Source organism: Gallibacterium melopsittaci, from assembly GCF_042433085.1.
Taxonomy (GTDB): Bacteria; Pseudomonadota; Gammaproteobacteria; order Enterobacterales; family Pasteurellaceae; genus Gallibacterium; species Gallibacterium melopsittaci.
In genome coordinates, this window is the sequence record NZ_JBHLWA010000039.1 from 1 (window position 1) to 21,530 (window position 21,530).

The 21,530-nt window shown below is 36.6% G+C and carries 19 protein-coding genes; 2 read left to right on the forward strand and 17 right to left on the reverse strand.

Annotated elements, in window-relative coordinates; all coding sequences use genetic code 11:
- Positions 1–72: 72 nt before the first annotated feature.
- The 17 genes from lpxC to ACFFHT_RS08690 form a co-directional block, all read right to left on the reverse strand.
- The gene (gene lpxC, locus ACFFHT_RS08610; RefSeq protein WP_382375331.1) at positions 73–990 is read right to left on the reverse strand and encodes a UDP-3-O-acyl-N-acetylglucosamine deacetylase; all 918 of its coding nucleotides are present in this window, start codon (positions 988–990) and stop codon (positions 73–75) included.
- A gap of 52 nt (positions 991–1,042) precedes the next feature.
- Positions 1,043–2,260, reverse strand: coding sequence for a cell division protein FtsZ (gene ftsZ / locus ACFFHT_RS08615; protein WP_382375333.1), 1,218 nt, complete (start codon positions 2,258–2,260; stop codon positions 1,043–1,045).
- A 73-nt stretch (positions 2,261–2,333) separates the two neighbouring features.
- Positions 2,334–3,635 (reverse strand): cell division protein FtsA, encoded by a 1,302-nt coding sequence (gene ftsA, locus ACFFHT_RS08620; protein WP_382375335.1) that lies wholly within the window; start codon positions 3,633–3,635, stop codon positions 2,334–2,336.
- Between the two features lie 5 nt (positions 3,636–3,640).
- Entirely contained in the window at positions 3,641–4,498 is an 858-nt protein-coding gene (locus tag ACFFHT_RS08625) for a cell division protein FtsQ/DivIB (protein ID WP_382375337.1), read from the reverse strand.
- Positions 4,495–5,427, reverse strand: a complete 933-nt coding sequence (locus tag ACFFHT_RS08630) for a D-alanine--D-alanine ligase (RefSeq protein WP_382375339.1) — start codon at positions 5,425–5,427, stop codon at positions 4,495–4,497. Before ACFFHT_RS08630 ends, ACFFHT_RS08625 begins: the two co-directional genes overlap by 4 nt.
- The gene (gene murC / locus ACFFHT_RS08635; protein WP_382375341.1) at positions 5,427–6,869 is read right to left on the reverse strand and encodes a UDP-N-acetylmuramate--L-alanine ligase; all 1,443 of its coding nucleotides are present in this window, start codon (positions 6,867–6,869) and stop codon (positions 5,427–5,429) included. The genes ACFFHT_RS08630 and murC overlap by 1 nt, the downstream gene beginning before the upstream one ends.
- A 9-nt stretch (positions 6,870–6,878) precedes the next feature.
- Positions 6,879–7,928 carry an undecaprenyldiphospho-muramoylpentapeptide beta-N-acetylglucosaminyltransferase gene (murG, locus tag ACFFHT_RS08640; protein WP_382375343.1) on the reverse strand — a complete coding sequence of 350 codons (1,050 nt, stop codon included), beginning with the start codon at positions 7,926–7,928 and terminating at the stop codon, positions 6,879–6,881.
- Positions 7,929–7,937: 9 nt separating this feature from the next.
- Positions 7,938–9,113 carry a putative lipid II flippase FtsW gene (gene ftsW / locus ACFFHT_RS08645; RefSeq protein ID WP_382375345.1) on the reverse strand — a complete coding sequence of 392 codons (1,176 nt, stop codon included), beginning with the start codon at positions 9,111–9,113 and terminating at the stop codon, positions 7,938–7,940.
- An 18-nt stretch (positions 9,114–9,131) separates the two neighbouring features.
- Positions 9,132–10,457 carry a UDP-N-acetylmuramoyl-L-alanine--D-glutamate ligase gene (gene murD, locus ACFFHT_RS08650; RefSeq protein WP_382375347.1) on the reverse strand — a complete coding sequence of 442 codons (1,326 nt, stop codon included), beginning with the start codon at positions 10,455–10,457 and terminating at the stop codon, positions 9,132–9,134.
- 15 nt (positions 10,458–10,472) lie between these two features.
- Complete coding sequence (mraY, locus tag ACFFHT_RS08655) at positions 10,473–11,555, reverse strand: phospho-N-acetylmuramoyl-pentapeptide-transferase (RefSeq protein ID WP_382375349.1); 1,083 nt, start codon at positions 11,553–11,555, stop codon at positions 10,473–10,475.
- Positions 11,549–12,943: a UDP-N-acetylmuramoyl-tripeptide--D-alanyl-D-alanine ligase gene (gene murF, locus ACFFHT_RS08660; protein ID WP_382375351.1), complete on the reverse strand. Its 1,395-nt coding sequence runs from the start codon at positions 12,941–12,943 to the stop codon at positions 11,549–11,551. The genes mraY and murF overlap by 7 nt, the downstream gene beginning before the upstream one ends.
- A 19-nt stretch (positions 12,944–12,962) precedes the next feature.
- Positions 12,963–14,429: a UDP-N-acetylmuramoyl-L-alanyl-D-glutamate--2,6-diaminopimelate ligase gene (gene murE, locus ACFFHT_RS08665; RefSeq protein ID WP_382375353.1), complete on the reverse strand. Its 1,467-nt coding sequence runs from the start codon at positions 14,427–14,429 to the stop codon at positions 12,963–12,965.
- A gap of 12 nt (positions 14,430–14,441) precedes the next feature.
- A complete protein-coding gene (locus ACFFHT_RS08670) occupies positions 14,442–16,208 on the reverse strand; it encodes a penicillin-binding transpeptidase domain-containing protein (protein WP_382375355.1) in 1,767 nt (588 codons plus the stop codon).
- 23 nt (positions 16,209–16,231) lie between these two features.
- Complete coding sequence (gene ftsL, locus ACFFHT_RS08675; RefSeq protein ID WP_382375357.1) at positions 16,232–16,552, reverse strand: cell division protein FtsL; 321 nt, start codon at positions 16,550–16,552, stop codon at positions 16,232–16,234.
- Positions 16,549–17,514, reverse strand: coding sequence for a 16S rRNA (cytosine(1402)-N(4))-methyltransferase RsmH (rsmH, locus tag ACFFHT_RS08680; protein ID WP_382375359.1), 966 nt, complete (start codon positions 17,512–17,514; stop codon positions 16,549–16,551). The genes ftsL and rsmH overlap by 4 nt, the downstream gene beginning before the upstream one ends.
- Before the next feature lie 15 nt (positions 17,515–17,529).
- Positions 17,530–17,988 carry a division/cell wall cluster transcriptional repressor MraZ gene (gene mraZ, locus ACFFHT_RS08685; RefSeq protein WP_382375360.1) on the reverse strand — a complete coding sequence of 153 codons (459 nt, stop codon included), beginning with the start codon at positions 17,986–17,988 and terminating at the stop codon, positions 17,530–17,532.
- Between the two features lie 339 nt (positions 17,989–18,327).
- Positions 18,328–19,242, reverse strand: a complete 915-nt coding sequence (locus ACFFHT_RS08690; protein ID WP_382375362.1) for a GntR family transcriptional regulator — start codon at positions 19,240–19,242, stop codon at positions 18,328–18,330.
- Positions 19,243–19,386: 144 nt separating this feature from the next.
- On the opposite strand from ACFFHT_RS08690, the gene ACFFHT_RS08695 reads away from it, so the two are divergent.
- On the forward strand, positions 19,387–20,394 hold the full coding sequence (locus ACFFHT_RS08695) for a zinc-binding alcohol dehydrogenase family protein (RefSeq protein ID WP_382375364.1): 1,008 nt from the start codon (positions 19,387–19,389) through the stop codon (positions 20,392–20,394).
- A gap of 130 nt (positions 20,395–20,524) precedes the next feature.
- Positions 20,525–21,508 (forward strand): C4-dicarboxylate TRAP transporter substrate-binding protein, encoded by a 984-nt coding sequence (locus ACFFHT_RS08700; protein WP_382375366.1) that lies wholly within the window; start codon positions 20,525–20,527, stop codon positions 21,506–21,508.
- The last annotated feature ends 22 nt before the right edge of the window (positions 21,509–21,530 follow it).

Sequence of the window (21,530 nt, forward strand, 5' to 3'; positions counted from 1 at the left end):
AAATATTAGCCACAATTTTGTCCACTTGGCATAGTTTTTGACAGATTAGCAACAATTTTGTCTACTATGCCATTAAATCAATACTTGATTGGTTGCTAAGTAACCTTGTGTTGCTTGTTCTTTTTCATCAAATGACACAAGTTCCCAAGCCTCTTGATCAGCCAATACTGCACGAATTAATTTATTGTTAAGATCATGACCTGATTTATATGCGGTAAACTCACCAATAATATTGTGTCCTGCCATATAAAGATCACCAATCGCATCAAGCAATTTATGACGTACCAGTTCGTCTTTAAAACGTAAACCTTCTTCATTCAAAATACGATAATCATCTAATACAATTGCATTATCTAAACTACCGCCTAATGCAAGACCGTGAGATTGTAAATATTCAATATCACGCATAAAACCGAAAGTTCTTGCACGACTAATTTGTTGAATAAAGGCTTTGGTTGAAAAATCTAATTGATAATGGGCTACATCATTGCTAATTGCTGGATGTTTGAAATTGATTGTAAAATCCAGTTTAAAACCATTATATGGTTTAAATTCCGCCCATTTATCGCCATCTTCAACACGAATATTCTTCTTAATACGAATAAATTTCTTTGCTGCTTCCTGTTCTTCAATACCAGCATCTAACAATAAATAAACGAAGGGACTTGCACTACCATCCATAATTGGAATTTCTGGTGCATCAACTTCGATAATGATGTTATCAATACCTAATCCAGCCAACGCTGAATTAAGGTGTTCAACTGTGGAAATTCTCACACCATCATCATTGATCATACAAGTACAAAGTGTGGTATCACGGATCAAATGTGGATCTGCTGCAAAAGAAACTACTTCCGGTAAATCAGTACGGCAATAAATGACACCTGTATTTACAGGAGCAGGACGTAAGGTAAGCGTTACTTTCTTACCACTGTGAAGCCCAATTCCTGTTACTTTCACACTTTGTTTTAACGTTCTTTGTTTAATCATAATTACTCCAGTTATCAATGATTAACGCTCATTGAAACTTTTCATTGTTAAGTTAATTTGCGTTTTCACGCAAGAATGTTGGTAAGTCAAATAATTTTGACTCATCCAATGCAGTTTTCTTCACTGCATTACCATTATTTGAAGTACCTACTGATCCTTCAGTTACTCGATTAAATTGATCGACTCGCGTAGTTTCACCTAATGGTGGTAATTTATAACCAAATGAATTTGATTTGGCATCCTGAGTTTGGGTATTGTTAGCCACAATTTCAATGCGTGGTTCACCACTTACATTGCGTCCACCAATCCCTGTTGCTACAATCGTTACACGTAACTCATCTTCTGGTAAGTCTGGATTCACACTGGTACCAATTACCACGTTAGCATCTTCTGCTGCAAAAGCGTATACAGTGTCACCAACGGCTTGAAACTCACCCATAGTAAAATTAAATCCATTAGTTGTGATATTTACTAATACCCCTTTCGCACCAGAAATATCAATGTCTTCTAATAATGGACTTGCAATAGCTTCTTGTGCTGCTTTTTCAGCACGCCCCTCACCTACTTCACCAGAAGCAATTCCGGTTCCCATCATCGCATATCCCATTTCTGACATTACAGTTTTAACATCAGCAAAGTCAACGTTAATTAAACCTGGAGAAGTGATGATATCTGAAATACCGCGTACTGCATTCCGTAAAACATTATTTGCTGCGCCTAATGCCTCAAGGAATGATATATTTTTACCTAATACTTTTAATAATTTATCATTGGGAATAGTAATTAGAGAGTCAACATATTTCGACAATTCTTGGATACCCGCTTCAGCAAATTGCATCCGTTTTTTACCTTCAAATTGGAAAGGCTTCGTCACAACTGCAACAGTCAAAATACCTAATTCTTTTGCAATTTCAGCAATAATCGGCGCTGCACCTGTTCCTGTGCCACCTCCCATACCAGCAGCAATAAATACCATATCGGCCCCTTCTAACATATTACGGAGGGCTTCACGATCTTCTTCTGCTGCTTGGCGACCAACATCTGGTTTTGCACCAGCTCCAAGTCCCTTGGTAATTTCAGCACCAATTTGGATGGTTTGTTGAGCTAAACTTTTACGAAGTGCTTGTGCATCAGTATTTACTGAAAAGAATTCAACACCTTTGAATTCATCTTGTACCATGTGGTTTAATGCATTACCACCGCCACCACCTACGCCGATGACTTTAATAACTGCATCTTGAACTATCTCGTCAATAGGTTCAAATAACATAATTGCTCTCTCTTATATAACCATTTAAAAATATTATGATATTCCGTCTATTGTATGCCAAAAACTGAGAATATCAAAATTCAGACTTCACTTTATCAATAAATTTTTTAAATAAATTGCCTAGTTTATTCGTTTTTAATGATTCTCCACTCATACCTTTAATTTGTGGCTGTACTCCTGATGACTGATGATAGGTATATTGTAATAAACCTAGCACTGTCGCATATTGTGGTTTATCCACATAATCCGTCAATCCAGTAATATTTAATGGAGTACCAATCTTGACTTGAACCTGTTGCCCAAATACTTCCGTTGCACACTCCAACATCCCATCAATTAATGCACCACCGCCTGTTAATACAATACCAGCGATTAATTCAGAAGAAACATTATTCTCTTTTAAATGACGTTTTAATTGATATAACTCTTTATCTACTAAAGTTAATAGCTCTTTATAACGAGCCGAAGTAATAATAGATAATGATTCTTTAGTTAACACTCTAGATGGACGTCCACCGATTCCAGGTACTTCAATAATTTTTTCAGAAGAAGCATTACGTTTTTCAGGGTTTGAAAGCAATACAGCACTACCATAATTTACTTTAATATTTTCTGCGTTAGTTCGAGAAGTAAAAATACCCTGAGCTACATCATCTGTTACACGATTTCCAGCATAAGGAATCACTTTGCTATAACGTAATGCACCATCTGTGAAGACTAAAATATCCATTGTGCCTGCACCAATATCAATTAGGCAAACACCAAGTTCTTTTTCTTCTTCACTTAATACAGAATAACTAGATGCTAATCCTGAGAACACAATATCATCAACTTTTAAACCACTGCGTTCCACAGCTTTACGCAAATTCACTAACCAGTCTTGATGGCAAGCAATTAAATGTGCTTGAGCCGTTAAACGAACCCCCTGTAAACCAAGTGGGTTTTTAATATTCATTTGCTGATCAACAGAATACTCTTGTGGAATAACATGCAATACCGTTAAACCATCTCCCACCTTAACTGAGCTAGCAATATGCATTGCTTCATCAATATCTGCTGGTGTAACTTCACCAGATAAAGCAACAAAACCACTCTCATTTAAACTTTGGATATGTTCACCAGTAATTGCTAAAGTGACACGTGCAATTAATTTTAAATCAGCAACAGATTCTGCTGCTTCAATCGCTCGTCGAATAGAATTCACCACAGCTTCTAAATCAGTAATACTTCCCTTATCAATTCCTTTTGAAGGACAACTTCCTACACCAATAACATTCACTACACCATCAGGCAATAATTCGCCAACAACTGCAATGACTTTCGATGTGCCGATTTCCAATCCGACAATGATTTGTGGTTCATCAATTTTAGCCATAATTATTATTCACTTATTTTATCTTCTGTTTTTTCTGTATTTTGTGGTGCATCAGTAAAGCTCACTGCTGCACCAGTATTATATCTCAAATCAATATAAGCGATTTTCTTATTTTCTGGAATTTCAATTTGTGGATAAATAGTCAAAAAACGGTCAATCTTATCTTTCCATTCGCCTCGCCCAAGCTTCAATATAATATCATTAGATAACGTTACGTTCCACGAGCCCCTATCATCAATCGTCACAAATTTTAAATTGATATTTTTTGCTTGTAGAATTTTACTTAAATCATACCAAGTTTTTAAAACCGTTACGCCCTGAAAATCAGGTCCAGAGAGATGTGGCAAATTATCATCATTAATTTTACCTTTTGGTAAACTAAAAATTGTCCCATCAGAGGTTAAATAATTTACATCATTCCATTTTGCAGCTGGAATATACTCTGTCACACTAATATTTAACTGTGCTGGCCAAATTTTACGAATTGAAATTGACTTAATCCAAGATAAGGATTCAAACATTTTCTCAATCGACTCAACATCTTGTCCGAAATATCCTCTTAATCCTTGATGACTATCAGCATACTTTTTCAACATCTCTCGCACATCGTCATTTGTAGTAAATAATGGTTTACCCATCAAATTAAATGAACGAATTGGCGATGGATCAAGTTTTTCAAATAGATCAAGACGATGAGAATAACCATAATACGCTATTCCAACCACAACTAATGCTACAATTAACTTAATCCAACCTTTTATACTAATCAAAGGCTCGCTTTTTTCTTGCCTGCTATAATTATGGTAAATAACAGATGCAGGTTTACGGCTAGCATGAGAAGTATATTTCGAACGTTTTCTCATTCAGCACTTAACTCCAAAATTTTAACCACTAATTGAGAAAAACTATAACCAACAACTTTTGCCGCCATAGGGAATAAACTATGACTGGTCATTCCTGGGTTAGTATTGACTTCAACTAATCTAAATTCTCCATTTGCATTAGTCATCACATCAATGCGACTCCACCCACGACAACCAACAATATCATAAGCACGTTTGACTAATTGACGAAGTTCTGTTTCTCGTTCCTCACTCAAACCAGATGGACAGAAATACTGCGTTTTATCAGAAATATATTTCGCTTCATAATCATAAAACTCACCTGCTGGTTTAATTAAGATTGAAGGTAATACTTCACCATCTAATACAGGAATAGAAAATTCTTGTCCCGCTAACCACTCTTCAATCAATACCGTATCATCATGTGTTAACGCTAAATCGACCGCTGCAGCGAGTTCTTCAGTTTTTTTCACTTTTGTTAAACCAACACTTGATCCCTCTAATGATGGTTTTACCATTAATGGTAGCCCTAATTTAGCAACAATAGCTTCTGGGTTTAATTCTGTACGAGTTTGTTTAGTGATCACTTCCATTTCTGCAGTAGGTAACCCCACTGCTTTCCAGAGTAATTTAGTACGCATTTTATCCATCGTTAATGCCGATGCCATCACACCACAACCTGTATAAGGAATCCCTAATTGTTCCAACAATCCTTGTAACGAACCATCTTCTCCGCCACGTCCATGCAAAATATTAAACACACGTTGGAATCCTTGTTTTTTTAACTCTTCTACTGGAAAGGTTTTAGGATCAACAGGATGAGCATCAAATCCTTCTGAACGTAATGCTTCTAATACGGCTGCACCAGATACTAATGACACTTCTCTTTCCGCAGAATTTCCGCCCAATAATACGGCAATTTTTTCTTGTTTTAATTGTTGAATATCCATTATTTACTCCATAATTCTACGAGCTGACGAGAAAGTTTACTTACACTACCTGCACCCTGTGCCAAGATAAGATCACCATCTTGTAATACTTGATCCATAATTTCTGGTAATTGGGCTGGATCAGCAAGGAAAATTGGGTCAATTTTACCTAAATTACGAATTGAACGGCATAAAGAGCGACTATCAGCACCAGTAATTGGTGCTTCACCTGCTGGATAAACATCTAACATAATTAATACATCAACTTGTGATAATACTTGCACAAAATCATCAAATAAATCACGGGTACGACTATAACGATGTGGCTGGAAAATCATTACAATTCGTTTATTTTCCCAACCTTGTCGAGCGGCTTGAATGGTTACATTCACTTCTGTTGGATGATGGCCATAATCATCAATTAACATCACTTTACCATTTGGACGAATAAACGAACCTAATTGATCAAAACGTCTGCCCGCCCCTTGGAAATCAGCTAACGCAGCTAAAATCGCCTCATTATCAATTCCTTCTTCTTTAGCCACCACCAATGCTGCCGTAGCATTTAATGCATTATGTCGTCCAGGCACATTTAGCAACACTTCGATCCTTTCTCCATTTGGACAAATTACAGTATAGTGCCCTTGAAAACCTGTCTGACTGTAATTTTCAATGCGATAATCAGCATGTTCACTAAAACCATAAGTAATCACTTGTCGCCCAACTTTAGAGAGAAGTGTTTGCAACACAGGATCATCTGCACATAACACCGCTAATCCATAAAATGGCAAATTATGTAAGAAATTAATATAAGTTTGCTTCATTTCCTCAAAATCGCCATGATAAGTATCCATATGATCTGGTTCAATATTTGTTACCACAGATACCATTGGTTGGAGATGTAAGAATGATGCATCACTTTCATCTGCTTCTGCAATTAAATAACGACTTAAGCCAAGATGTGCATTCGTACCAGCCGATTTCACCAACCCACCATTCACAAAGGTTGGATCTAATTTTGCTTGCGCATAAATCATCGCAATCATTGCTGTTGTTGTTGTTTTGCCATGTGTCCCAGCTACCGCTATTCCATGACGAAAACGCATAATCTCAGCTAACATTTGTGCTCGTTGAATCACTGGAATACGTGCTTCATGTGCAGCAATAACCTCTGGATTATCTGGCTTAATGGCACTAGACACCACTACTACACTTGCCCCTGCAATATTAGTTGCAGCATGTTGTAAAAAAATCTTTGCCCCTAAACTTGATAAACGTAACGTTACAGCATTCTCTTGAATATCTGATCCTGTAATATGGTACCCTTCATTCAACAATACTTCCGCAATTCCGCCCATACCAGCACCGCCAATACCTACAAAATGAATCTGTTTGACTCGGCGCATTTCAGGGATAACCATACGCACTTGATGTTGAAAATTTTGTTTAATCTTATCGTCCATGTTGTTCTCTTACTTTGTAACTGAAATAATGGTTTCTGCGACTTGTTGTGCCGCTTGTGGAGTAGCTTTAGTTTGTGCTTTCTCTGCCATAACTAATAACTGCTGGCGATCCCATTGTTTTAATAACGTCACCACTTTGTCAGCAGAAAGTTCAGCTTGTTCAATAATTTCCGCTGCACCTGCATCCGCTAAATAACGAGCATTTAAATATTGTTGGCGATCTTTATGTTGAAATGGCACAAAAATGGCTGGTACGCCAGCAGCAGCAATTTCACAGACAGTTAAAGCTCCTGAACGACAAATCACAACATCTGCCCACGCATAGGCTTCTGCCATATCATCAATAAAATCTGTCACTTTAACCTGTGCTTGTTCTGGATATAACTTATTAATAGCCTCACTATTCCCTTGCCCAACTTGATGACGAATCGTAATTTTGTCACCTAATTGTGCAGCAACTTGTGGCATTAATAAATTTAACACCCTCGCGCCTTGGCTACCTCCCACCACTAACACACGCAATGCACCTTCTCTAGTTTGAAAACGCTGTGTAGGTACTGGTAAAGAAAACATATCTGCTCTTACTGGATTTCCTACCACTTCAGCATCTGAAAATGCAGTCGGAAAGGCTTGTAACACACGAGTAGCAATTTTGGCTAACCATTTATTTGTTAACCCTGCAACAGCATTTTGCTCATGTAAAACGACTGGCACACCACATAATTTTGCTGCTACACCGCCTGGTCCTGACACATAACCTCCCATTCCAAGTACTGCATCTGGACGGTAGCTTTTAATGATTTTACGAGCTTGCAGCACTGCCTTAAAAATGCGCCAAGGTGCTTTTAATAACGCAGCTATGCCTTTACCACGCAATCCTGAAATTTCAATAAAATGAATAGGAATACCATGTTTTGGCACTAATTGAGCTTCCATTCGATCTTTTGTACCTAACCATTCAATTTCCCAACCTTGTTGCTGTAAAACTCGTGCCACCGCAATCGCAGGAAAAACATGACCACCAGTACCACCAGCCATCACTAATAAACGTTTTGTCATACCTTACTCTTAATCATCCCGTAGATGTGCATGGCCACTGGCTAATCGGTTTTCATGATCGATTCGCATTAAAATACCAATTGCAATACACATAATAATTAAACTTGAACCACCATAACTAATAAGTGGAAATGTTAAACCTTTCGTTGGTAATAAGCCGATAGTTACACCAAGATTCACAAATCCTTGGAAAAAGATCCAAAAAGCAATACCAAAAGCAAAAAAACCGCGAAAACGTTGTTCTAATTTTAAAGATTCTTTGCCTATTTTTAAGGCTCTAAATACTAATGCAAATAGTAAGAATACGATAACTAAAACACCGATAAAACCAAACTCTTCACCAATAATTGCCAATACGAAGTCGGTATGTGCTTCTGGAAGATATTCTAATTTTAAAACGGAGTTCCCTAAACCTTGTCCCCAGAATTCACCATTCCCAAAAGCCATTAATGAATTAGATAACTGATAACCCGTTCCAAATGCATCCGCAAAGGGATCCATATATGATGTTACCCGTTTCATTCGGTATGGCGAGATAATGATTAAAAACATTAACATACTCGCTCCCATACCGATTAATAAAAAGAATTGGAAAATTTTTGCCCCAACAACAAACAACATACCGAAGGTAATGACGAATAGAACAACACTACTTCCTAAATCAGGCTGGCATAATAAAAATAAGATCAATACACCACAAACAATAGTTGGTCGGATAAAAATAAGTTGTCTGGTCGTAACCACATCATATTTACGTACAAAAAAACTTGATAAATAACAGATTAAAGCTAACTTTGCTAATTCTGCTGGTTGAAAGTTTACAAAACCTAATGAAATCCAACGCGTTGCCCCATTAATATTACGTCCGACAATTAACACTACAATAAGTGAGGCTAAAGCAATTAGATAGAGCCATGTACTCCATTTTTCCCATTTTTCCATTGGGATTTGTAATACAAAAAAGAAGCAGATTAATCCAGCTACAATATAAATTGCATCACGAATTGCAAAATAGAGTGGATCATCAAAGAGCTTGGCTGCAGTAGTAAAGGAAGCCGTAGTTACTGCAATAAAACCAATGAAAAGCAAAATGATAAAGAGTAAAAATAAAGTACGATCATATAAAGACGATTGTGGTGTAATACGACCCCAACGCCAAAACCCATCTTTTATTCTCGCTAACATTACATCTAACCTATCTACTTATGTGGATTGTTTGGCTAAACGAGCAAATTCATGCCCTCGCACTTCAAAATTTGCAAATTGATCTAAACTTGCACAAGCAGGTGATAACAAGACCATATCCCCAGCCTTTAACAATGGACGAATTGCTTGAATAGCTTGTTCCATCGTATCAACGATTACACTTTGTGTGGATAACGCTGCTAAGGCTTGTTTATCTTGGCCAAAGCAGTAACAAAAAATATTTGGTTTATTAATTAATGGTTTCAATTCACTGAAATCAGCACCCTTACCATCACCACCTAGCAATAAATATAATCGTCCTGCAACTTCTAACCCATTTAATGCTGCTTGGGTACTACCTACATTAGTCGCTTTTGAATCGTTTACCCAACGTACGCCATTTTCCTCATGTACCGTTTGAAAACGATGATCTAATCCACCAAAGTTTTTTAATGCTTTCACGACTCCCATTTCAGGAATATTTACTGCCTCAGCCAATGCAATCGCTGCTAATGCATTCATATAATTATGTCGCCCACTCAATTTAATCTGATCAACAGCCAATAATCGTTTTTGTGGCGTAGTTAAATAGGTTTTATCCTGTTCTTTTGTTAAATAGTAGTCTGCATCTTGCTCTGCAAAACTAAGTATTTGTTGTCCAGATTCTTGATTATCTGGATAACTTAAACGATCTTCATGATTAACAATTAATGTTTTAGCTTGGTGATAAATACGTAATTTCGCTTGGCGATAATCTGCTAAATCGTGATAACGATTCATATGATCTTCTGAAATATTGAGAATAGTTGCCGCTGCAGCAGTTAAGCTATAAGTGGTTTCTAATTGGAAACTGGATAATTCCAGTACAAATAACTCACAGTTTTTATCTAATAAAGAAAGAGCTGGAATACCAATATTACCACCGATACCCACATTCATACCGGCCGCTTTCGCCATTTCATAAACCAATGTGGTAACGGTACTTTTCCCATTCGAACCAGTAATCGCCACAATAGGAGCATTCGCTTCACGGCAGAAAAGTTCAATATCACCAACTACTTCAACACCTGCTGCAATCGCTTGTTGAATTTCAGGTGTCTTCAATGCAATTCCTGGACTTAATACAATTAAATCACTATTCACTAACCATTCTGCATTTAGCCCACCAGTATGCACAGGCACATCACTAGGTAATTGATCTACGCCAGCTGGCTGCTGACGAGTGTCCATTACTTGTAATTTAACTGACTTATTTAAAAAATAATCGACACAAGAAAGTCCTGTTTTGCCTAATCCAACAATGGTTACTCTCTTACCAGTGTAATCTATTCCACGAGCATTCATCTTTGCCCCCAATGTTTAACGTAGTTTTAACGTTACTAATCCTAATAACACCAAAATCAAGGAAACAATCCAAAAACGGACAATTACTCGTGGTTCTGGCCAACCTTTTAATTCAAAGTGATGGTGAATAGGTGCCATACGAAAAATACGTTGTTTCCTCAATTTGTATGACCCTACTTGTAAAATTACAGATAAGGTTTCAATCACAAATACCCCACCCATAATCACTAATAAAAACTCTTGTCTGACTAATACTGCAATCGTACCAATCGCTCCGCCTAATGATAACGACCCCACATCGCCCATAAAGACTTGTGCTGGATAGGTATTAAACCAAAGAAAACCTAATCCTGCCCCTACGATTGCGGTACAAACGACCACTAACTCTGCACTAAATTTGATATATGGAATATGCAGATAATCAGCAAAATTAAAGTTCCCTGTTGCCCAGGCAATCAAGGCAAAAGCTGCTGCAACTAAGACGGTTGGCATAATTGCCAATCCATCTAAGCCATCCGTTAAATTTACTGCATTACTGGTTCCCACAATCACAAAATAGGCAAGAACGATATAAAACACGCCGAGTTGTGGCATAATTTCTTTAAAAAATGGCACCACTAATACTGTCGCATTCGTTCCCTTGCCAATCCAGTACATACCGAACACAGCAATTAATGCAATAAAAGAGAGCCAAAAATATTTCCAACGAGCAATTAAGCCATCCGTATTTTTGCGTACCACTTTCCGATAATCATCAATAAACCCTACTGCACCATAACCAAATAGCACAAATAAGGTAAACCAAACATAAGGGTTTTCTAAATTTGCCCAAAGTAATGTACTTACCCCAATAGAAGCAAGGATCATAATACCGCCCATTGTTGGCGTACCACGTTTACTAAAGTGGCTTTGCGGTCCATCATCACGCACGACCTGCCCAATTTGCAACATTTGTAAACGTGTAATCACTTTAGGTCCAATCCATAAGCAGAACAATAACGCAGTTAATAATGCTAAAATCGCTCGAACAGTAATATAAGAAAAAACATTAAAAAATGTATGGTACTTAACTAAAAATTCACTAATCCAAACTAACATTGCTCAAAACCTTTAAATGCTGCAACGACTTCTTCCATTTTCATAGAACGAGAGCCTTTCACTAATAATAGAATTGTTTTTCCTGCTTGTAATTGTGTCGTTATACATTGTTGTAATGCTGAAATTAATTCTGCTTTTTGTTGATAATGTTCACCACCACAAGCTGCACTGATGACCTTACTATGATGCCCAAAACTCAATACCTGTGTTAAACCTGCTTGTTGTGCAGCAACAGCAACTTGCTGATGGCATTGTGCTGTACTCTCCCCTAACTCTGCCATATCACCAACCACAAGAATTTTGACGGTTTGTGCAGAATGTTGTAATACCGCAATCGCTGCTTTTAATGAATCTACATTGGCATTATAGGTATCATCTAGGATTGTAAATTGTGAATTCACTTTTACTGGATATAATCGCCCTTTCACACGTTTTCCCAATGACAGTCCAACTTTCACATCTTCTAATGAAGCCCCCAATGCCATTGCTAAAGAGGTTGCCGCTAACGCATTGCTAATATTATGTTCACCTAAATAAGGTAAATTGATCTCAATTTCACCTTGTGGTGTACATAAGGTAAAACGATAACCTTCGGCATCAGGTTCAATCGCTTTTGCATAAATATCTGCTTGAGCATTATTCAATGAGAATTGCTGAATTGAGTGTGTACCAATATTTGCTTGCCACATATTGAGATATTGGCAGTTTGCATTCACAATCGCCATACCCTTCGCAGTTAAACCTTGATAAATTTCACCTTTTGCTTTCGCCACTCCCTCAACAGAACCAAAGCCTTCTAAGTGTGCTGGAGCGACATTATTCACTAACGCCGCATCTGGATGAACTAATTGTGTTGTATAAGCAATTTCTCCTGCATGGTTAGCACCAAGTTCAATCACCGCATAACGATGTACTGGTGTTAAACGCAATAAAGTTAATGGCACACCAATATCATTATTAAAATTACCAGCAGTGAACAACACCTCATCTTCAGAACCTGCTGTTTGCTGTAAAATCGCTGCGGTCATCTCTTTTACGGTTGTTTTACCTGATGATCCTGTCATTGCGGCTACTTTAGGATTAACCTGTAATCTCACCCACTCAGCTAATTTTCCTAGTGCTTTCTTCGTATCGCTAACCACTAATTGTGGCACTGGAATAGTTGGATTCGCTTGCTCGACAACCAGAACTTTTGCACCTTGTTGATACACCTGCTCTAAAAATTGGTGAGCGTCAAAACTTTCTCCTCGTAAAGCAAAAAAAATACTGCCGCAACAATTTGTGCGGCTATCGGTTGTTACACTTTCTACTTCAAAATCTGTTTGAGGAGGATTTACTATCTGTGCAGCTAATACACTTTGTAAAGTAGAAAAATTAATTTTGATCATTGTTATTCTTCTTTATCAATTAAGTCAGTTCAAGTAATTGTGAAACAATTTCACGATCAGAAAAATGATGCTTGGTATGCCCAATAATCTGGTAATCTTCATGCCCTTTACCAGCAATTAAAATTAAATCGTTCTCTTTAGCATGAGAAAATGCATACGCTAATGCCTGTTCACGGCGATGAATTATAGTAGCGTTATTTGGAAAGTCTAGCCCTTGAACAATATCATTTATAATTGCAGCGGCATCTTCAGTTCGAGGGTTATCATCTGTAATAATTACTTTATCAGCGAGTTGCTCTGCAATCTTCGCCATTTGTGGACGCTTCCCTTTATCACGATCCCCACCACAGCCAAAAATACACCATAGTTCCCCATGACAATGTAAACGAGAAGCTAATAACGCTTTTTCTAGTGCATCTGGTGTATGAGCATAATCTACTACTGCTGTTGGTTTATGTGGAGCGGTAAAACGTTCCATTCTGCCACAAACACCTTCTAGCTTACTTACGGTTTCTGCTAGTTGTGTTAATGAATAACCAAGTGATAATAATGCTGCCGTCGCTAGTAGCAAATTACATACATTAAATTCACCGATTAATTGAGAATGGAAAACGGCACTTCCCCAACTGGACGTAAAAGAGATAGTGGCACCTTGTGGGTGATATTCAATTTTCTCTGCTTTTAACCATTGTTGGTGTTGTGGTTGGAAAGCTGGATTTAAGCTCACTTCAACAGCTGTTGGCAATGTTTGTAACCACTGTTTACCTACTGCATCATCTGCATTAATAATACGTTGTTGTACTGAAAGATCGGTAAAAAGTGTTTTTTTCGCTGCTGCGTAGGCTTCTAAAGTATGGTGATAATCAAGATGATCTCGGCTTAAATTAGTAAATACCGCTGCATTAAATTGCAACGCAGCTACACGTTGTTGAACTAAACCATGTGAAGATACTTCCATTGCAACAAATTCCGCACCTTGTGCAACAAACTCGGCTAAATTACGTTGAATTTCTACTGCCGATCCTGTGGTATTGGTTGCTGGTTGAATATGTTGATAAAACCCATTACCAATGGTTCCCATTACAGCACTACGCTTGCCTAAGAGGTAATTCCACTGAGTCAATAAATTAGCAACTGTCGTTTTACCATTTGTCCCTGTTACACCCACTAAACTCAAACGGCTAGAAGGCTGTTGATAAAACTCACCTGCTAATTTTGAAAGCTGATTTGCTAATTGATAAACATAAATAACAGGCACATTCCCTTGCCAACTTAAACGAGGATTATCTTGTGGATCTTCGCTCTCTAAAATAACCGCTGCTGCACCTGCTGCTATCGCTTGGGGAACAAACTGTCTGCCGTCAACTTGATGTCCAATTAAACCAACAAAAACATCATCTTTTGTTACTGCTCGACTATCTAATTGCATCGTATGCAACTTCTGCTCTGGTAAAGTTAGACCAAAGTAACGGCTTAAACGCTGCATGCTATATTTTCCTTAATTGTTGCGTTGATTTTCACTCTTAGGAGTATCAATACGTACAATACGTTTTGCGCTCTTCACATCACCCTCAATACCATCTGGAGTAATATTTTTAGCACGTAAAGTATGTCCCATAATTTTTGAGAAGACAGGTGCAGAGATCGCCCCACCGTAATATTTACCGGCAGTTGGGTTATTAATCAAAATCACTAATGCAAATTGTGGATCACTTGCTGGTGCAATTCCTGCTGTATAAGCAATATATTTATCCACATATTGCCCATTTTCTAGCTTCTTCGCTGTCCCGGTTTTAATTGCGACACGATATCCAGGAACCGCTGCAGCAATACCACCACCGCCAGGTTGTGCCACACTTTCCATCATATGCACGACTTCACGTGTGATTTTTTCTGAATAAATACGCTCGCCAATAACAGGTGGATCAACTTTGGTAATAGAAAGAGGACGATAAATACCGAAACTACCTAAAGCAACATAGGCTCGTGCTAGCTGTAATGGAGTCACTGTTAAACCATAACCATAAGCAACTGTCGCACGTTCAATATCTGCCCAACGCTTACGATTGAGAGGTAATGTTCCTGATTGTTCACCCACTAATCCTAAATTAGTTGGCATTCCAAAACCAGCTTTATGGTAAGTGTTCATCAATACTGAAATTGGCATTTGTAAGGATAAACGGCTTACCCCAACATTACTGGATTTTTGTAAGATCCCTGTAATAGATAATTCATTACGAGGTGCAACATCTCGAATAGTATGTCCATTAACAACAAATGGTTTAGTATTAATCACCGTATCTGGTGAAATAATTTTTTGACTCAATGCCGTTAACACAACAAATGGTTTTACTGTTGAACCTGGCTCAAACGTATCAGTAATCGCACGATTACGGCGTAATTCTGCTTGTGAACCAAAAATATTATTCGGATTATAAGATGGTGCGGTTGCCATTGCCAAAATTTCACCTGTGCTAATTTTTACTAGCACTGCTGTTCCCGATTCAGCTTTATTTTCTGCAACGGCTTTTTTAATTTCACGGAATACCATTGATTGTAAATGGCGATCGATACTCAAGGTTACATCATGTGCATCATACTTTTGTGTACTAGAAATATTCTCAATAATATTGCCTGATTTATCACGACGATAAGTTTTTGAACCTGCTTTACCAATTAATAAAGAGTCAAAACTCTTTTCGATTCCTTCAATTCCCTGACCATCAATATTGGTATAGCCTAATAACTGTGCAGACTCTTCCACCGTTGGATAGAAACGGCGATACTCTTTGCGCATTGAAATACCTGTGATCTTTAGATCGTGAATGTATTTCGCCATAGTTGGAGAAATTTGACGGTCTAAATAGACAAAACGAGATTTTGGATTTTTATTTAATCGTGCAATCAACTCTGATAATGACATATTGAGCGTTTCAGCTAAACGCTGCCAACGTTCTTTTTCCATTAATGAATTCTTTTCAAAAATCTCTTTCGGATCAGCAATAATGGAATAATTTTCTACACTCACTGACAATAGTTCACCATTACGATCCAAAATATCGCCACGAATATACGGAATTTGTTCAGTACGCAATGAACGTTTATTTCCCTCTGCAATATAAAAATCAGAATTAATTAATTGAACATAGGCAGCACGTGCGATTAATGCGATCAAACCAGCAATAATGAGTACAATAGTGACAACATAGCGTCCCTTAGAAAAACTACTTACTTGTTGTAATGATTTACTTTTTGTTCGAGCCATTGTGTTACCTAGTTATTTCATTTTTATTCAATAATTAATACTTCTTGGTCATCCTGAGTTGATTGCATTCCTAATTGACGAGCAATGCCTTCAATACGCGTACGATCACTTAATGCACTATCTTCTAAACGTAGATTTAAGGCTTCACTTTGTAATGCTTGATATTCCGTTTGTAACTGATTTTTTTCATTAATCGCTAAACGGGTTAAATGAGTTATCCAAATAGTAGAAACTGCTGTTACTAACAAAGCAATCAATAGCAACATTACTGTCTTATTTGCTTGGAAAATATCATCGACAATAATTCGCCATAACGGATAACGATCATAAGTTTTAAAAATCATTTTAATCTCTCCGCCACACGTAATACGGCACTTCTTGATCGGCTATTTACTGCAATTTCTGCTTCTGTTGGCATTACGGCTTTACCAATCGTTTTTAATTTTTGATTACGTTCAATTTGATCTTCTGTTAAAGGCAACCCTTTTGGAATCTCATCACCTTTACTCTGTTTCTTGATAAACCGTTTTACCAGACGATCTTCTAAAGAATGGAAACTGATGATGGCTAATCTTCCTTCTGGTGCCAATACATCGATTGCCGAATTTAAGATTTTTTCCAACTCTTCTAATTCACTATTAATAAAAATACGAATAGCTTGAAAACTGCGAGTTGCTGGATGCTTATGTTTTTCTCTTACTGGAATGGATTGTGCAATTAATTGTGCTAATTGTAATGTTCTGGTTAGCGGTTCCGTTTGATTTAACAAAGCCTGACGGTTGTACTCAACAATATTATGAGCAATACGCTTAGCAAAACGTTCTTCACCAAAGGTTTTTAATACCCATGCCAAATCACTTTCTGATACTTGTTGCAGCCACTCTGCAGCAGACAATCCTTTAGAACTATCCATTCTCATATCTAAAGGACCATCTTGCATAAAACTAAATCCACGTTCCGCATTATCTAGTTGAGGTGAAGACACACCCAGATCAAGCAAAATGCCATCAATTTTGCCAACTAAATTATGTTTTTCGCAGATTGATTTAATTTCAGAAAAGGTATTATGCTCAATCAAAAAACGCTTATCACTGATCGCCTGTGCTGCCAAAATTGCTTCAGGATCACGATCAATCGCAATTAAACGCCCATTTTCACCTAATTCAGATAAAATTTTTCGAGAATGTCCACCACGACCAAAAGTACCATCAATATAGATACCATTCGGCTTAATAGACAATCCCTCTACTGCTTCATTTAATAAAACAGTAAAGTGTGCAGGATCTGAATAGGTTACTTGTTCCATATGAATAAAACTCGCTTACAAAAACAAAGTTCTTAACTCATCAGACGTCGCCATCGTACCACTGCTACCAATTTGAATATCTTCTGCAATTTGCCGTTGCCATTTTTCAGCTTGCCAAATTTCAAACTTATTAAGTTGGCCAACAAGCATAATCTCTTTTTCTAGGGCGGCATGTTGTCTTAATGCGGGGCTAAGTAGAATTCGACCAGTCTTATCCAATTCGCATTCCGTTGCATATCCCAACATAACACGTTGTAAACGTCGTCCAGTTTCATCAAAATTCGGTAATTGTAATAATTTCTGCTCTATGATTTCCCACTCAGAAAGGGGATATAACAACAAACAAGGCTGACGAATATCTGCTGTACAGATAAGTTGCCCTTGTTCTTTATCTTGGAGTTCGGTGCGATAACGAGTTGGGATCGCTAAACGACCCTTTGCATCAAGATTAATCAACGATGCTCCTCGAAACATAACTCGTTACCCACTAATTAGTTGAAATGAAGAATTTTCTACCACTATTTACCACAATTTACCACTTTCGTTAGTCTATTCTCTGAAATAGAGGATTGCAAGTGATTCCTTCTGTTTTTTACCCTTTAAATACAATAAATAGCTAAACAGAGCGATTTAAATAAAAAACTGTGATTTAACTCACTGAATCCTGTGGAAATAAAATAGAAAAAGAGATAAAAAATATCCCCATTAACAAGGCATTTTGGTCAAATAGAATACTTAAAAAATAGTATCCATATAGATTCTTGAATCTGATAGGTTGATATTAACGAATTAAAGGGGAGATCGGATTTTTAATTAATTCTGAGTGACTTTATCAATACTATTCATTAATGACTTTTTAGCAGTACTTAAATGATGCTTCAATTCAGTAATTGCACCTAAATCATCTCGACTAATAATTTTTACTAGTACAGCCAAATGTTCTTCTACCGCTAATATATTTCTTGTTTTCAAATCCCTGTTATCCCATTGATAATGAAAATTAAAAATTATTGATATTAATTCAATAAAATCATTAATAAATGGGTTATCTGCCGCAGATAAGATCAATGAGTGGAATTCATGATCTAACTTAGAAAAATCAGTAAATCGTTCAGAGATATTTTCTCGTAACATACGATGTTCTTGTAGAAGCATCTTCATTTTACTCCATCGAACATCTGATAAAGGTAAGTTCATAAAACAATTCAAAGCATGACACTCTAACATTTCTCTCAATTCAAATAATTTATCAGCATAATGTGGCGTAAAAGAAACTAACTGCCATTTACCTCTACCTAAATTCTTAATTAAATTAAAACGAGAAAATTGAATTAAATACTCTCTTACAGAAAAAATATCAACATTTGCATTTTTTGCTAACCATAATTCTGATATTTGATCTCCTGGTTTTATAACTTTTGATTGAACTGCACCTTTAAAATATGTTTCAATTTTCTTTGCTGATTTTGGATCATGTCGTTTTGTCTTAAACTTTTGAAACTTATCCTCTTCTGTTGGTAGTCGTATAACAATATATGTATCTCCTTGTTTTTCTAAAATTTTTCTTTCCAAAAGATATGATAAAACGTGTCGAATTGTTGTGCGGCTAACATTATATAAAGATGCTAAAATCATCTGAGAGGGTAACGGAGAAGATAAAACATTTTCAATTAATGCATCTATCATTTGATTACTTACTTCTTGTCTTAATTCAAAATCTCTACTCATATTCTTATCCCTACTAATAAAAAACATATAAAAAACATTAAAACATTTTCATATTCACATTACTACAATCCTTATCAGAAATTTTTACTAAATCCACATAATAATACTTTCACTATTTAAGCATATTAAAAAAGGAAAGATAAAATGAAAGCATTAATTTGTAATAAGCCCTTTGAATTTTCTTACCAAAACGTAGATATACCTACTCCAAAAGAAGACCAAGTTTTATTAAAAGTTTCTGCTGTAGGTATTTGTGGTACAGATATTCATGCTTTTGCTGGTAATCAGCCATTTTTTACATACCCTCGTATATTAGGGCACGAAGCTAGTGGAACAATAACAGCTATTGGTAATAATGTGACTAATTGGAAAGTTGGGCAAAGAGTTGCATTAATTCCTTATGTTTCTTGCGATCAATGTGATGCTTGTCGAAGTGGTAAGACAAATTGTTGCGAAAAGATTTCAGTTATTGGGGTACATGAAGATGGATGTTTTAGAGAATATCTTTCAGTTCCAGAAAAGAATATTTTAGCTATTGATGATAACGTTGATGATATTAGTGCCGCACTGATTGAACCATTTTCTATCAGTGCTCATGCTGTTCGAAGAGCAAATATACAACCACATGACGATGTATTAGTTGTTGGAGCTGGTCCAATTGGATTAGGAGCAGCAGCAATTGCTGCTGCAGATGGAGCGAATGTTGTTATTGCAGATACAAGTGCAGAACGAAGACAGCATATTGAACAACAATTAAAACTCCCTTCATTTGATCCTATTACAGAGAAAGCTGAAAACTATTTTAATGGAAAACTTCCTCTCGTCGTTATTGATGCAACAGGTAATCAAAAAGCAATGAATAATGCTGTCAATCTAATTCGCCATGGAGGAAGAATTGTTTTTGTAGGCCTATTTAAAGGTGATTTTTCAATTTCCGATCCAGATTTTCATAAAAAAGAGACAACTTTATTAGGCAGTCGTAATGCTACTTACGAAGATTTCTCTAAAGTGCAACAACTTATGGCTCAAAAGAAATTATCAGCATCTATGATGCTCACGCATACTTTTGATTTTGAACAACTAGCTGAAATTTATGCTGAACAAGTCGTTAATAACAAATCTTTAATCAAGAGTGTTATTACTTTTAAATAAAAAACAGTTAAAAATCTGCCCATGCTGCAGCTTTAGTTATTTTTATCAATTTATTTTTGATAGTTATTTAACCCTATTACAGTGAATATCATTGTAATTCTTTCTACTACTACTTAGCGAGGTAAAAACCATGCGTTTATTCAAAAAATCTTTGATAACCCTATCCTTAGGCTTATTAAGCCTTTCAATTAATTCTTTAGCTGCAACTGAAATTATGATTGCTTATGGTAACCAGCCTGGTGAACCAATTGATAAAGCAATGCACTTTTGGGCTGATAAAGTCAAAGAAAAATCTAATGGCGACATTGTTTTTAAACTTTTTCCATCTAGCCAATTAGGAAGTGAAACAGAAGTTTTAGAACAAGCTAGATTTGGAGCCAATATTATAACTATTGGCGATTATGGTGCATTAATGGATATAGTACCTGATCTAGGTGTTATTAATGCCCCATACCTCTCACAATCTTTTGAAAAGAAATCAAAACTTCTTCATTCAGACTGGTTTAAAGGATTAAGCCAACAATTGGACAAACAAAATATTCATATAGTTATTCCTGATGTTATCTATGGCACTCGCCATTTATTAACTAAAAAACCTGTCACCAAACCTGAGGATCTAAAGGGTATGAAGATCCGTGTTCAGAACTCACGAGTACCATTACAAACCATTAAAGCCATGGGTGGTGTGCCCACTCCAATGTCTTTAGCTGATGTATACCCTGGCTTATCAGAAGGTATTATTGATGGGTTAGAAAATCCTCCAGCAGTTCTTTATGGCGGTAAATTTTTTGAAGTCGCAAAAAACTTAGATTTAACCGCCCATTCCACACATATGTCCCCATTTGTTACTGGTACTGCTTTTTGGGAAAGTTTAACTCCAGAACAACAAAAAATTATTTTGGAAACTGGTAATGAAATGGTTGCCTATGGAGCTTCACAAGCTCAAGAAGCCGAACAAGATGCTTTAGATAAACTTAAAAAAGCAGGAGTAACTATTAACCAAGTAGATATCAAAGCATTTTCTAATGTTGTTGGTGAAGCTATCCAAAAAGCTTTTCCTGAATGGTCACCTAATCTATATAAAAACATTCAAGCTCAATTAGAAAAATATTAAAACAACTTGTAGCGTGTATTTA